Origin of the sequence: Lacinutrix sp. WUR7 (assembly GCF_016864015.1) — a bacterium.
Classification (GTDB): domain Bacteria; phylum Bacteroidota; class Bacteroidia; order Flavobacteriales; family Flavobacteriaceae; genus Oceanihabitans.
Genome location: NZ_CP045067.1, coordinates 3,856,889 through 3,869,920 on the forward strand (window position 1 = coordinate 3,856,889; position 13,032 = coordinate 3,869,920).

14 protein-coding genes are annotated in these 13,032 nt (G+C 31.5%); 6 read left to right on the plus strand and 8 right to left on the minus strand.

Going from position 1 to position 13,032, the window contains the following annotated elements; all coding sequences use genetic code 11:
- Positions 1 to 31: 31 nt before the first annotated feature.
- From FG167_RS16740 to FG167_RS16750, 3 genes are read right to left on the minus strand one after another with little or no spacing between them, the layout of a single operon-like run.
- On the minus strand, positions 32 to 247 hold the full coding sequence (locus FG167_RS16740) for a DUF6327 family protein (protein WP_203459354.1): 216 nt from the start codon (positions 245 to 247) through the stop codon (positions 32 to 34).
- Positions 234 to 593, minus strand: a complete 360-nt coding sequence (locus FG167_RS16745) for a hypothetical protein (protein WP_203459355.1) — start codon at positions 591 to 593, stop codon at positions 234 to 236. The genes FG167_RS16740 and FG167_RS16745 overlap by 14 nt, the downstream gene beginning before the upstream one ends.
- Positions 594 to 598: 5 nt before the next feature.
- Entirely contained in the window at positions 599 to 922 is a 324-nt protein-coding gene (locus FG167_RS16750) for a YtxH domain-containing protein (protein WP_203459356.1), read from the minus strand.
- Between the two features lie 189 nt (positions 923 to 1,111).
- Here FG167_RS16750 and FG167_RS16755 point away from each other — a divergent pair, with 189 nt between their 5' ends.
- A complete protein-coding gene (locus tag FG167_RS16755) occupies positions 1,112 to 1,582 on the plus strand; it encodes a hypothetical protein (RefSeq protein ID WP_203459357.1) in 471 nt (156 codons plus the stop codon).
- A 366-nt stretch (positions 1,583 to 1,948) separates the two neighbouring features.
- Here FG167_RS16755 and ppsA read toward each other — a convergent pair whose 3' ends face one another.
- Both ppsA and FG167_RS16765 read right to left on the minus strand, forming a co-directional pair.
- Positions 1,949 to 4,345 carry a phosphoenolpyruvate synthase gene (gene ppsA, locus FG167_RS16760; RefSeq protein WP_203459358.1) on the minus strand — a complete coding sequence of 799 codons (2,397 nt, stop codon included), beginning with the start codon at positions 4,343 to 4,345 and terminating at the stop codon, positions 1,949 to 1,951.
- Between the two features lie 336 nt (positions 4,346 to 4,681).
- Positions 4,682 to 5,236 carry a hypothetical protein gene (locus FG167_RS16765; protein WP_203459359.1) on the minus strand — a complete coding sequence of 185 codons (555 nt, stop codon included), beginning with the start codon at positions 5,234 to 5,236 and terminating at the stop codon, positions 4,682 to 4,684.
- Between the two features lie 485 nt (positions 5,237 to 5,721).
- On the opposite strand from FG167_RS16765, the gene FG167_RS16770 reads away from it, so the two are divergent.
- On the plus strand, positions 5,722 to 5,925 hold the full coding sequence (locus FG167_RS16770; RefSeq protein ID WP_194507748.1) for a dodecin family protein: 204 nt from the start codon (positions 5,722 to 5,724) through the stop codon (positions 5,923 to 5,925).
- A gap of 147 nt (positions 5,926 to 6,072) precedes the next feature.
- Positions 6,073 to 6,741 carry a carboxymuconolactone decarboxylase family protein gene (locus FG167_RS16775; protein ID WP_203459360.1) on the plus strand — a complete coding sequence of 223 codons (669 nt, stop codon included), beginning with the start codon at positions 6,073 to 6,075 and terminating at the stop codon, positions 6,739 to 6,741.
- A 44-nt stretch (positions 6,742 to 6,785) separates the two neighbouring features.
- On the opposite strand, the gene ligD is transcribed toward FG167_RS16775, so the two are convergent.
- Positions 6,786 to 7,694: a non-homologous end-joining DNA ligase gene (ligD, locus tag FG167_RS16780; protein ID WP_203459361.1), complete on the minus strand. Its 909-nt coding sequence runs from the start codon at positions 7,692 to 7,694 to the stop codon at positions 6,786 to 6,788.
- Positions 7,695 to 7,913: 219 nt separating this feature from the next.
- Here ligD and FG167_RS16785 point away from each other — a divergent pair, with 219 nt between their 5' ends.
- From FG167_RS16785 to FG167_RS16795, 3 genes are all read left to right on the plus strand, one after another.
- Entirely contained in the window at positions 7,914 to 8,690 is a 777-nt protein-coding gene (locus tag FG167_RS16785) for an RNA polymerase sigma factor (RefSeq protein WP_203459362.1), read from the plus strand.
- A gap of 31 nt (positions 8,691 to 8,721) precedes the next feature.
- Entirely contained in the window at positions 8,722 to 9,129 is a 408-nt protein-coding gene (locus tag FG167_RS16790; RefSeq protein WP_203459363.1) for a hypothetical protein, read from the plus strand.
- Positions 9,130 to 9,222: 93 nt separating this feature from the next.
- Complete coding sequence (locus FG167_RS16795) at positions 9,223 to 9,579, plus strand: hypothetical protein (RefSeq protein WP_203459364.1); 357 nt, start codon at positions 9,223 to 9,225, stop codon at positions 9,577 to 9,579.
- Positions 9,580 to 9,593: 14 nt separating this feature from the next.
- Here the strand turns inward: FG167_RS16795 and FG167_RS16800 are convergent, their stop codons facing one another.
- A complete protein-coding gene (locus tag FG167_RS16800) occupies positions 9,594 to 10,358 on the minus strand; it encodes an exodeoxyribonuclease III (protein ID WP_203459365.1) in 765 nt (254 codons plus the stop codon).
- Positions 10,359 to 10,484: 126 nt separating this feature from the next.
- The gene (locus FG167_RS16805) at positions 10,485 to 12,986 is read right to left on the minus strand and encodes a cation-translocating P-type ATPase (protein WP_203459366.1); all 2,502 of its coding nucleotides are present in this window, start codon (positions 12,984 to 12,986) and stop codon (positions 10,485 to 10,487) included.
- Positions 12,987 to 13,032: the final 46 nt, after the last annotated feature.

Here is a 13,032-nt window from a genome sequence, read left to right on the forward strand (position 1 = left end):
TACTATAATCACAAAGTAAAACTCTTTTTTATTATCTAAACTTTTTAATCAAACTATTCATTATAAATGTTAGCAGTTGTTCTTGCAAAGCTACTTTAACCTCATTTTTAATAGTAGTTGCGCTAAGGCTATCTTTAGAGCTTTTTAAATTCAGTTTTATATGTTGTTTATAAATCTGTTTTTGCAGACTTAAAATTTTTAACTGATTATCTATTTCGTCAAACGAATTGTAGCTATTTGGTATCATCTTTTATAAAATAACATTTAGAAAATTTTCTTAATAATGGTCCGTTAAACCTATCTCTTAAAAAATAAACAACCATTACAACTAACACATAAAACAATCCAACAATTAAAAAACCATAAAACGTATCATCTAAAATTTGCGCTAACCTAAAAGCTACTGCAAAAGATAATATTAATAAAGTAATACAGGCCAAAGAACCTATCACAATAACTTTTGTGATATAAGTAACGCCTAGCATAAGCACTTTAAAGCTTTTAAGCTTCATGTAATCTTCACTGCTTTTTAAATAAGCGTGAATATGGACATCTGTGTCTAATACGTTTTCTTTTAATTTTTCAAAAGCCATAATTATTATTTTTGAGGCTCCATATTTTTAAGCTCTTCTAACTTACGTTCTAAGCTAGAAATAATGTCTTCTGCCTTACCATTCATATGAGAAATAGTTTCATCTAACTTTTCTTTCATTTCTTGTTTTTTCTCATGTACAGATCTTGTAAGGTCTGCTTTAGCATGCGATACACGTTCCGAAATATCATGTTTTGTTTCGTCTGCTTTTTGTTTAATTTTTTTTCTAGTTTTAATCCCTTTATCCGGCGCATATAAAACTCCGATTCCTGCTCCTATTGCAGCTCCAGCTAATAAAGCTAACAGTGTATTTTCTTTAGTACTTGACATAATTCTATAATTTTAAGATTAGTAAATTAATTTCTATACCTCAAAAGTAGGGCAACAAACTAGAAATTAGAATGACCTAGGTCACTCTGACAAAAATTAATAACAGGATAAAAAAAAATAGCCAAATGATGTAAGTCATTCCTTTTTGAGACAAATCATCTTACTTTAGACCTACAATAAGTAATTACCATGGAATCTAAAATAAGAGAAACAACCCAAAAGCGCATTTTTATAAAATCATATCCAAAATTTCAGCAAATAGAAGCACTAATAAAAGGGATGAACCTACCTGAGAATAAAAATCAACAAATCTCTATTATTGGTAAGTTTGATGAAGAACATTTGGATGCTACTAAAAATTTAACTGCTTTAGAAGAGGAAATGGAAACAAAATGCAAAGCGTTATTTCCATACCCGATAGACTTTGGCATTCTTTCCAATCCTGATATTGGTACCATTTTCATTACAGGATTTCTTGTATCCACATTTTTACAAGAAATAGAACGCAAAGAAATTGGCGCCATGCTAACGGGGCCTTATGGAATTTTAAGAGGCTTAGGAATATACCCTGAAAGTGCTGCATTAAATTTAAAAGCATTACAACTTGGACGCTACTTATTAATAATTAGAGGCACCAAAAAGGAGTTAAAAGTGTTATAAAAAAAATATAAGATAAGTACTAAATACGTTCTAGCTTTAAGTCGCAAAACCCCAAACATATTGGTTGTTTTACAAGTATTATACATGCTTTATTTTCTACTTATAGCAGTTTGTATCCATCGATTCCGTGATACCTTGATACCTTGATGCCTTGATGCCTTGATACCTTGATACCTTGATACCTTGATACCTTGATAAGGTATAAAATGTATAACATACTTTTCATACCATCTCGATTTTAAATGCATTACCACCATAAAAAATCATACTTCTATTTTTTTTAAAGAACGATATGGCATTAATGATATAACTAAATTAATGGATATTTGATTGCTGTAAAATGACTTCCAATTGGATTTTTTTTTTCTAATTAGGCATTGGCTTTTTATCCAAAATACTTTTTTCTGATTTATTCATATTTTCGATACCTTGTAATAAAGCATCTGGATTAAAAGAAATACTATCTATACCTTCGTTAATCAAAAAAGTTGCAAATTCTGGAAAGTCACTAGGTGCTTGACCACACAAACCAATTTTAGTTTTTGTTGTTTTCGCGGAATGGATTGCCATGGAAATCATCTTTTTTGCTGCTTGATCATTTTCGTCAAATAGCTTACCCATTAATTGCGAATCTCTATCAATACCTAATGTTAGTTGGGTAAGATCATTAGAACCTATGGAGAATCCATCAAATATTTCAGCAAATTGTTCCGCCAAAATCACATTACTAGGAATCTCTACCATAGTATACACTTCCAGTCCATTTTTACCTCGTTTCAACCCATTATTCTCTAAACTGACCAATACTTTTTCACCTTCTTTTATTGTTCTACAAAACGGCACCATTACTTTTAGGTTAGTAAGTCCCATAACCTCACGTACTTTTTTAATCGCCCTACATTCCAATGCAAATCCATCTTTATACAGATCACTATAGTAGCGTGACGCTCCTCTAAAACCTAACATTGGATTCTCTTCTTTAGGTTCAAATTGAGCTCCACCAATTAAATTGGCATATTCATTGGTTTTAAAATCACTTAGTCGTACAATGACTTCTTTAGGATAAAAAGCAGCTGCAATAGTTGCAATACCTTGTGATAACTTATCTACAAAATATTCCGTTTTCTCAGAATAGGTTTTAGTAATTTCGATTATCTCTTTTTGAATGGCAACATCCTCTATAGTATTAAACTTTACCAAAGCCATAGGATGCACTTTTACCAAGTGTGTGATAATGAATTCCATGCGTAACAATCCTACTCCATTATTTGGATAAAACGATAGTTGGAATGCATTTTCTGGATCGGCAAGTATCATTTTCACTTCGGTCTTGGGTAGTTTAATATTTGAAAAATCAATTTCTTTTTTTTCAAAAGCACACTTTCCTTGGTAGATATATCCCGTTTTTCCTTGGGAACAAGTAACCGTTATTATTTCACCATTCTGGATAATATCTGTAGCATTATCGCATCCAACAATTGCTGGAACACCTAATTCTCTAGCTACAATAGCAGCATGACTTGTTCTACCTCCTTTGTTAGTTATTATACCTGCTACTTGTTTTAATAATGGATCCCAATCTGGCGTAATCGTATCTGTCACAATAATAGTATCTGACGATAGTTGATCTGCATCTTTTGGAGATTTTAGAAGGCGTGCTTTTCCTACTGCTATTTTAGATCCTACCGCATTTCCTTGCGATAATAATTCCCCTTTTTCTAATAAATTATATTCAATATGGATATTTTTATTTCTTGTTTGATGCACCGTTTCTGGTCGCGCTTGTGTAACAAACAACTCTCCAGACAAACCGTCTTTTGCCCATTCAATATCCATTGCTTTTTGATAATGGTCTTCTATACATTTTGCCCACTTTGCCATAATAACTACCTCTGCATCTGTTAATACAAATTGTTGTTGTTTTTCTTCAGGGGTTTCTATATTTATGGTTGCAATGTCATTAGAAGATTCTGAATAAATCATGGTTAACTTCTTATCTCCTAATTTTTTTTGAATGATGGGATACTTATTCGTTTTCAAACTTGGTTTAAAGACATAATATTCGTCTGGACTTACAACACCTTGCACAATGTTTTCCCCTAAACCCCAAACACCAGAAAGGTGAATTATATTATTAAAACCAGACTCTGGCTCTATGGTAAAACCCACTCCAGAACATCCTTTATCAGAACGAACCATAAGTTGCACGCCAACAGATAAAGCTATGGTATCATGCTTAAAACCTTTGTCTTCCCGATATTTTATAGCACGATTGGTATATAAAGATGCCATGCACTTTTTAATTGCCTTTAGTAATTCTTGTTCGCCTTTTATATTTAAAAAGGTTTCGTGTTGTCCTGCAAAACTAGCATCTGGTAAGTCTTCGGCTGTGGCACTACTTCTTACAGCAACCGCACAATTACTTTCTTTACATAAATTTTTATAAGCGGATTTTATTTCATCTGAAAAAACGGCTGAAAAAGTTCCATTTAAAATATAGTTACGAGCTTGTTCTCCAATAGCTTCTAAATTAGAATAGGACGCTCTGTCGAGTTGAGTTAAAAGTACTTTTAAAGATTCTTGAATCTCATTCCCCTCTAAAAACTCCCAAAAAGCTGCAGAAGTTGTTGCAAATCCGTTTGGAACACGAACTCCTTTTGAGGTTAACTTATTATACATCTCTCCTAGAGAAGCATTCTTCCCTCCTACAAGACTTATATCACTAATAGCAATTTCACTAAACTTTTTGATACGCGATTCCATATTTTCATTTATTTAATTTCATCCTAAAAATACTCATTCTGTTTTCTATTCTAAATGACTAAAGTCATTTTGCTCTTTTTTTATTGCAATCTCAGGATTGTTGCTTCTATAACGAAATAGTAAATGGATTGTATTTTGCGAATTTTCAAAAAAATCGATGTGATAAATATTTTTTTAAAAAAAATTAAAACATTTCATAGTCGTAATCGTTATTCATTAATGTAAAAGGATATTGCATAAAAAAAGGAAGCCAACCAATGAAGACTTCCTTTTTTACTTACAACAAAACACAAGGCTTGTTGTTAAAATATTTAGCAATGATATTTAGTATTTATATCATTTTTTTTTCAATTCTAGGTTTAATTTTTTTTGGACTTTTAAGATTTCTCCTTTTCCATCCATAAAGACCACCTTTTTTTCTTTTCCTTTTGTTATAATAAATTTAAATCGTTCTTTTTTCTGTTTGCCAGAATAGTGTGTTAATTTATAATGATCCTTTGTTATTAACCAACCAGGAAATGCTTTTGCCATAGCGTTTCTAACCTCTAAATTTGGTGCCGTATTTTTAAAGTGCTCTACGGTACTTAATAACTCCCCTTCCTTATTGTAAGTGGTCACTATTTTACTGTTTTTTCCTTTCAAAATTACTTGATACGTTTCATAGTCTTCCTCAGCATCCATGTTTCTATTTACATATACCTCTTCTTCAATGAATTCGATAGGAATTGCATAAAATTCCGTCATTTCAAAATCACCAAAGTCAGTATCGATGGCTTCAATAATGACTCCTGGAACTTTGTCTTTTTTAATTTTTGCTTGAAAAAGCACGCCTTGGCCATAAGATTGCATTGTCAACCCTATTAAAATTAGGCCTAAAATAAATTTTTTCATTTTTTTAAATTTTAGATATTAATTAATTTGAAAACTATAGATAGAAATACCTAACTATGGATTTTAGAAAAGCTTCTAATCTATTAATTATACAACAAATTTAAAATGAATAGTCTTGAGACGAAATGACTTGAATCAGTTGATGAAGTTTTGTTGAATTGAGTAAACATGTCTTTAAATACAGACAGTGAATAAGAGCACCATAGAGGAATCTTTTAAAAAAGAAAACTGGGATTTGTAAACACCTTAGTTTTCTTAAAAACGCAAAATTAATTTTACAACAATCCAAACTAATAGTATTTACATTTTATGAGCCTTACTAACTACTTCAAGCTTTTTATATAAATATATAAAAGAATGCCTTCATTGAGCTTTATGAAATAATATAGATTCATGTAATATTATTTTCGGGCTGACTCAAATCATTTGACATGGCGTGAATTCCAATTATTTTTGTTTTATATTAATAATTAAATCAATATATTATGTCTGTTTTAAAAGTAATTGAAGTATTAGGTAATTCTACCGTAAGTTTTGATGATGCGGTTAAAAACGTTGTTGCAGAAGTTTCCAAAACAGTAAAAAACATTAAATCTGTTTACGTAAAAGATATGGAGGCAAAAGTTACTAATAATCAAGTAGTTCAATATCGTGTGACCACAAAAGTGTCTTTTGCTATTATGGATTAGTAGTAATTGAGTATTTATTTATGAAAAGGGTTCCTTAAAGGTAATTTGTCACTGCTTTACTTTTTTAGAATCCTTTTTTAACGTAATATTTTTCTTTAAATCAAGTATAAAAGAGTTGACTAAAAAAGTAATTGATATATTCTGAAAATGAAAAATACCATTGAAATATCAGAGGTTAAAAGCCCACAAACCGAGTTTAAAAACAAGTTCAGTTTACGGGAAATGTATCGCGCTTTTGTTTTCCTGCCTAGAGCAATGATAAAGATGATTGGGAACAGCAAAAGCCAATTAGTTGATAATGATTTTGCAAAACGTTTGCAATTGGCAGTAACGGAAGTAAACGGTTGCGCTATCTGCTCCTATGGACATACTAAAATGGCCTTGCGTCAAGGTATGAGTGGTGAAGAAATAAGTAGCTTTTTAAGTGGCGAAGATCATTTTATAAAACCAGAAGAAGCCAAAGCAATTATGTTTGCCCAACATTTTGCAGATTCCAGAGGTTTTCCTAAAAAATATGCTTATGATGTGGTTGTAAAAGAATATGGTGAAAAAGAAACACTTGTCATTCTTTCTGTAATCCAAATAATAACTGTTGGCAATATGCTAGGTATTCCGTTTAGTGCATTTCAATCCAGACTAAAGGGCAAACCGTACAAAGACAGCTCTATGTTTTTTGAACTTGGAACGTTAATAACAAGTATCTTTTTATTACCAATTGCAATTATTCATGGTCTTTTAAGAGGTTTGATTGGTCTACCAAATATAAGACTAGATAAAAGTACAACAGAGGAACAAAACGGATTTCATAACAAATAAGGTTCTACATTAAATTGCAGATTTACCTCTATAGATTTTTTTTTTTACAAGCTTGACTTCACCAATAACTCCAATTTCTTTCTAGCATTTTTAATGCGTTTTCCAGAAGTTGAAAAATCTTTCCAAGGATCTTCGATTTGTTCTAGTCTTTTAAAGATATTTTGAATATTACAAAACTGTGCATGCAACTTTTCATCCTCTAATTCCTTCCAAAATATAGGTGTAGCCACAGGAGCCTTTTCTATAGCTCTTACTGAATATGGTGCAACACTTGTTTGCCCATAAGAATTTCTTAGATAGTCTATATACAAACGTCCCTCGCGTTTATTCTTGCGTATTGCAGTTGTGAATTTAGCTGGGTTTTGCATGGCAATATAATTGGATATATCCTTTGCAAAAGCATGTACTTTATTGAAGTCTTCTTTTTGTTTTAAGGGAACATTAACGTGCAATCCTTTAGAACCTGTAGTCATTAAAAAGGTTGTAAAACCTAAATCCTTTTCTAGTAACAATCGTAAAGCCTTAGCGCCTTCAACTGCTAATGCAAAGTTTTCTTTTGGAGGATCTAAATCAAAAATAAGTGTATCTGGATACTCCATATTATCTATGTTACTTAATGAAATATGAAAAGTAACCACATACTGATTCACTAAATAAAGGAGTGTCTCTTTATTGTCACAAATCACTTGATTCACCCAACCTCCAACTTTCCTAACTTCTTCCGTTTTTATCCAATCAGGAAAATAGGCAGATGCATTTTTTTGAAAGAATCCATCTTCAGCAATACCATTGGGGAATCGTTGCATGGTTAAAGGATGATTCTTTAAATAAGGAAGGATATAATCGGCTATCTTTTCGTAATAAGCCATTACGTCTTGTTTTAGTATTCCAGAATTAGGGAATAGAATTTTATCTTTATGAGTAATTTGTATATGGTGATTATCTGTCTTCATAAGGTTCTATTTTTAGGCTTAAAAAAAATGAATATCAAGTTGTTGTTGTTTTTTAATTAAACACTACACCTCTAATAATTTATATAAATATACTTCTGCTTATCGAAGTTTAAAATGATACAAGTCAGCCAACTATCTTTTTTTTATTAACTGATCTAAGTCATTTTACATCTAATGTTAAGTTACCACCTTTACATATAACTTTTTAAGACCTATACCATGGAAACAAATGTTTCATATTTCGAAAATAAAAAGGAGTTCCGATTATTCGTAACAAAATCCTTTCCGAATCTAATTAAACTAAAAAAAGAAGGAGATCAAACCTCCTTTAATGCATTAGTGCTAAAAATAATGCCTCAAATAAGACAGTATGTGAATACACAATTAAATGCTGCTATTAGAAAAGGGGATTTCTCCAAAAACAAGTATAAAGCTGACGATATAATAGATCAACTATTTATTGAAATTTACGACCATATTGAAGAGGTTGAAAAAGAAGAACACTTTTATCTATGGCTATTTAAAAAAACCAATGCATTGTTGGATGATATTATTGTAGAAGAAGAGTTTGATGATTTTTTCTTTAAAAACATTGATGACTATTCTAGACCAGAATGGGATGCTATGCAAGAAAAGTATAGCTCGGATGCAGAAGGAGATGGACACTTACGATTGATTGAAGAATTTGATGACAGGTCTTACAATCACAATGATTACACTTTAAATCATGTATTTATTGAGAATAAAGAAAAAGGCTGGATTGAAAAAATAGATGCAGATTTAAGCGATGAAGAAATTAAAAATCACATCGAAATGGTATTACACAACTTACCATATGCTATGCGAAATGTGTTTGAACTATCTACCATCCAAAAACTAGAGCTGGAAGAAATTGCCGAAATACGAAAAAATACAGTGGAAGAAGTAACACAACTTTTAAAAGATGCGAAGAAAGCTTTACAGCTAAGTTTTTTCAATAGATATCCAAACGATTAATATAAAATAATACAACTTAATACATACCATTATGAATACAGCAACTTCAAATCCAAAAACACAATATTTACTTGGTGCAGGACTAGATGTTTTACACTTTGAAAGTAGAGAATGGCTAGAAACTATTGACTTCTGGAAAGATGAAATTAGATTTTTTAATGATTTATTAAAGAAAAAAGAAGGGTCAGAAAAAAACAATTCAGAATATGAAAACATGCTAAAAAACTTAGACAAGGTACATGCTGATTTGTTTGATGATTTAAAAGAAAGCGTTATGGAACACGAGCAATTATTATCGAAAATTGAATTGGGCGAAAAAGGATTATCCGATTATAATTACAGAGAAAAACACGCGCAACTTTTAGCAAGGATGAACACGTTTACAAAAGATTTTAAAACGTTTAAAAGAATTGTTTTTGATTACGCAAAAGGTCTATAATTATCATAACTACTGAAGAAATTAGCATTGTAGTTTACAACCCAATTTCTTCAGTAGTTATTTTTTAACATAAAATACTAAAGCACAACAACTATGGAATTATTACTATATACTAAAACATATAATGAGGCAGATACTATTCATAATTTTATGGATTTATACTACAGTTTACATATGACACATTTGGCCAGTGATCTTTTACAAAAAGGATTATCTCCTGACCAAATCACAGATGCCGTTGCAACAGCCATTAGCATTGCAAAAACATCTGGTATGGAGACAAACAAACATTTTATGCCAGTATATAGTGGAATAAATGAACAAATTATTCAGGATTGCAAACTTTCCCATTTAGGATATGGATTGGTAATATTGAATGCCGATAAAAGTTTACCTCTTGTAGGAAGCTTTCAAGTAGATGTTTTAAAAGAATTCCTTAATGAGCATTAAATAAGTAAAGCGTTTTACAAATTGATTTCCAGGCTAATTGGACAATGATCAGAACCATAGTATTCGGATAATATATTTGTAGCTTCTATTTTTTCAACTAGTAAATTACTTACCAAAAAGTAATCAATTCGCCATCCGGTGTTACGCTCTCTAGACTTAAAGCGATAGCTCCAAAAAGTATATGCAATCGTATTGGGATGTAAATATCTATAGCTATCTACAAATCCAGATTGGATAAAATGATCCATTCCGTCTATTTCAATTTGTGTATAACCTGCTGTTTTATTGTAATTAGATGCATCGTTTTTTAAATCGATAGCTTTATGTGCAACATTAAAATCACCACAAACAATAACCGGTTTTGTCTTTTCCAAATTTTTTAAATATTTCAAAAAATCGGCATCCCATTGTTGCCTATAGTCTAAACGATCTAATTTTTGACCAGAATTAGGCACATAAACGTTTACTAAATAAAAATCTTCGTATTCTGCACATTGTATTCTACCTTCTGTATCATGCTCTGAAATGTTCATATCATTACTAACAGACAGTGGTTTCGTTTTACTTAAAATGGCCGTTCCAGAATACCCTTTTTTATCTGCAGAATTATAATACTGTTCATAACCATGCATCGACAACAGCGCTTTTTCCACTTCATTATCCTGCGCTTTTGTTTCCTGCAAACACAAAATATCTGGGTTTAAAATCCCTATAGATTCAAAAAAATCCTTTTTCACTATAGCTCGTATTCCATTTACATTCCAAGACACAATTTTCATAAAATCTATTTTTTTTTAGTGTAATCGACTACCTCTAATTTGTTTTTATATAAAATATATTTAAATTATTTAAACCTAAAAAATATCGTTTTAATTAATAAATAAACACCATAGAAATCGCATTTACTATTGTGCTTTTTTACGTTTATACCACTTGACAGCTTCGTACCAAATCACAGCTAAAAAACCAGTTCCCACGCTAATTAATAGTTGAAAAAGGTTTAACGTTTCAAAAGTGAAAAAGTTTGCGAATGGTGTTATAAAAAGCAACGATACTGTAATAACAATGGTGATACCAATTATTAATGGAACTAGCTTATTCTTATATTTTAAGGTCGTTAAAACGGAATAATAAAAAGAACGATTAACCAAGGTTAGAAATATATTCGCGGAAATTAATGTGGTAAAAACCATACTTCGTGTTAGCGCTTCGCTATAACCATTTTGAATGCCATATTGATATACAATAAGCACACCCAAGGTAATTATTAAACCTTGCACGATACTCGTGGCTAATTCTTTTCCGTTAAAAAAAGTAACCGTAAACGGACGCGGTTTTTGAAGCATGCTATTTTTTTCTATCGGTTCATTTTCATAAATAATAGAACATGTTGGCCCCATAATTAATTCTAAAAAAATAATATGTACCGGATAAAATATATTTGGAAATTCCCAACCCAAGGCTAAAGGAATAAAAACGGTTAAAATAATTGGGATATGAATAGAGATAATATACTGAATGGCTTTTTTTAGATTCGCATAAATCCGTCTGCCCATAGCAATAGCATCTACCATTTTGGATAGATCATCTTCCAATAGAATCAAGGAAGCTGCTTGTTTCGCTATTTCAGTTCCTTTTTTACCCATCGCAATACCAATATGTGCCGCTTTTAGCGCAGGTCCGTCATTAACACCATCTCCAGTCATGGCAACAATTTCATTATTCGCTTTTAAAGCGTTGATAATTTTTAATTTTGCCTGCGGAAACATTCTTGTAAATATAGTAGTGTCTGCTACTTTTTGCTGTAATTCGGTGGCATTTAGCTGCATTAATTCATCGCCAGTAATACTTTTTTCATAGCCTTTGAATCCAATTTCTTTGGCAATAGCTTTAGTCGTTAATGCATTATCACCAGTAATAATTTTAACCTTTATTCCTGCTAAATTAAAATCTTCGAATACCGATGCTATATTTTTCTTTGGCGGATCGTAAAAAGCAACTATTCCTTTAAAATGAAATGGAAAATCTTGCTGTTTCTCTGGATAATCATTCCCTTCAAAATGCGTTTCCGCCACTCCCAACACACGATATCCTTCTGATGTTATTATTTTAATCGCATTATTTATTTGTTCCTTTTCTAAAGTGGAAAGATTTGAAATCGCCATTAAGGCTTCTGGAGCTCCTTTTGCTGCAATAATCCTTTTTCCTTGCTTGTTTTCAAAGACATGTGTCATCATTGGTGGTTTTCCACCTAAAGGATATTCGTGTACCAATTGGAATTGGGAACGTTCGTCTATCTCGCTAGTATTTTTATATGCAGCATGCAAGGCTATTTCCATAGCATCAAAAGGAATAGGTTCACTTGCCCACATGGATATTCGAATTAGTTCTTTTTCAGCAACACCAAAACTATCCTCTATTTTGAATATTTTGTTAGAAGACAAAGTGTAAAGTCTCGCAAGACTCATTTTATTTTCGGTTATAGTACCCGTTTTATCTGTACAAATAACAGTGGCACTACCTAAAGTTTCCACCGTTTTTATTTGTTTCACAATAACTCCCAATTTCATTAATCGCCATGCTCCCATTGCCATAAAGGTGGCGAAAGCGACAGGAATCTCCTCAGGCAAAATACTCATCGCTAAGGTTAAAGCTTTCAGTAAACTATCTAAAATATTATGAGAATGGTAGAAGTTAATTCCCCAAACAATTATAAAAACAACAGCACCAATAATAGCCATTTTTTTTACAAAATTGTTAATCTGTAATTCTAATGGCGTTTTTTCTTTTTGTATTCCTTCTAAGCTTTTTCCTATTTTTCCTAATTGCGTTTCACTACCTATAGCAGTAACCGTAACAATAGCCAATCCGCCGGAAACTAATGTTCCTTGATATACTTGATGATCTTCTTTTGTTTTGTCTTTATAAACGGATAGAGATTCTCCGGTTAGGATAGATTCATTTACTGAAAAGTCATTGGAATGGACAATAATTCCATCTGCAGCGATAGTTCCTCCTTCTTCCAGGATAAGGCTGTCACCTACAACTAATAATTCACTTTTTATTTCCTCGGTTTCGCCATTACGAATGACTTTACATTTAGGTTCTGAAAAGGTTTTAAGTTTCTCTAAAGCATTCCGACTTCTAGAATCTTGATATAAGGAAATGGCGGCGACAAGAACTGTAGCTGCCGTAAGAAATATACCGTCTCCTATATTCCCACTAATAAAGTAAATGGAAGAAGCTACCAACAGTAAAATAACCATGGGCTCCTTTACTAAACTTTTAATAGCATCCAAAAAAGGATACTCTTTTTTTGCTTCTAGCTTGTTATAACCGTATTTAGTTCGTGCAGCCAATACTTCTTCATTGGTCAGCCCTTTTATGTTAAAATTATTTGTTTGCATTAAAAAATTATGGGAAAGTGGTTTTTTTATAAATTTAATACATTCG

Excerpts from the sequence above, each read along its gene's own strand:
- FG167_RS16740 (WP_203459354.1), bottom strand. The coding sequence starts at position 247 with ATGATACCAAATAGCTACAATTCGTTTGACGAAATAGATAATCAGTTA.
- FG167_RS16745 (WP_203459355.1), bottom strand. The coding sequence starts at position 593 with ATGGCTTTTGAAAAATTAAAAGAAAACGTATTAGACACAGATGTCCAT.
- FG167_RS16750 (WP_203459356.1), bottom strand. The coding sequence starts at position 922 with ATGTCAAGTACTAAAGAAAATACACTGTTAGCTTTATTAGCTGGAGCT.
- FG167_RS16755 (WP_203459357.1), top strand. The coding sequence starts at position 1,112 with ATGGAATCTAAAATAAGAGAAACAACCCAAAAGCGCATTTTTATAAAA.
- ppsA (WP_203459358.1), bottom strand. The coding sequence starts at position 4,345 with ATGGAATCGCGTATCAAAAAGTTTAGTGAAATTGCTATTAGTGATATA.
- FG167_RS16765 (WP_203459359.1), bottom strand. The coding sequence starts at position 5,236 with ATGAAAAAATTTATTTTAGGCCTAATTTTAATAGGGTTGACAATGCAA.
- FG167_RS16770 (WP_194507748.1), top strand. The coding sequence starts at position 5,722 with ATGTCTGTTTTAAAAGTAATTGAAGTATTAGGTAATTCTACCGTAAGT.
- FG167_RS16775 (WP_203459360.1), top strand. The coding sequence starts at position 6,073 with ATGAAAAATACCATTGAAATATCAGAGGTTAAAAGCCCACAAACCGAG.
- ligD (WP_203459361.1), bottom strand. The coding sequence starts at position 7,694 with ATGAAGACAGATAATCACCATATACAAATTACTCATAAAGATAAAATT.
- FG167_RS16785 (WP_203459362.1), top strand. The coding sequence starts at position 7,914 with ATGGAAACAAATGTTTCATATTTCGAAAATAAAAAGGAGTTCCGATTA.
- FG167_RS16790 (WP_203459363.1), top strand. The coding sequence starts at position 8,722 with ATGAATACAGCAACTTCAAATCCAAAAACACAATATTTACTTGGTGCA.
- FG167_RS16795 (WP_203459364.1), top strand. The coding sequence starts at position 9,223 with ATGGAATTATTACTATATACTAAAACATATAATGAGGCAGATACTATT.
- FG167_RS16800 (WP_203459365.1), bottom strand. The coding sequence starts at position 10,358 with ATGAAAATTGTGTCTTGGAATGTAAATGGAATACGAGCTATAGTGAAA.
- FG167_RS16805 (WP_203459366.1), bottom strand. The coding sequence starts at position 12,986 with ATGCAAACAAATAATTTTAACATAAAAGGGCTGACCAATGAAGAAGTA.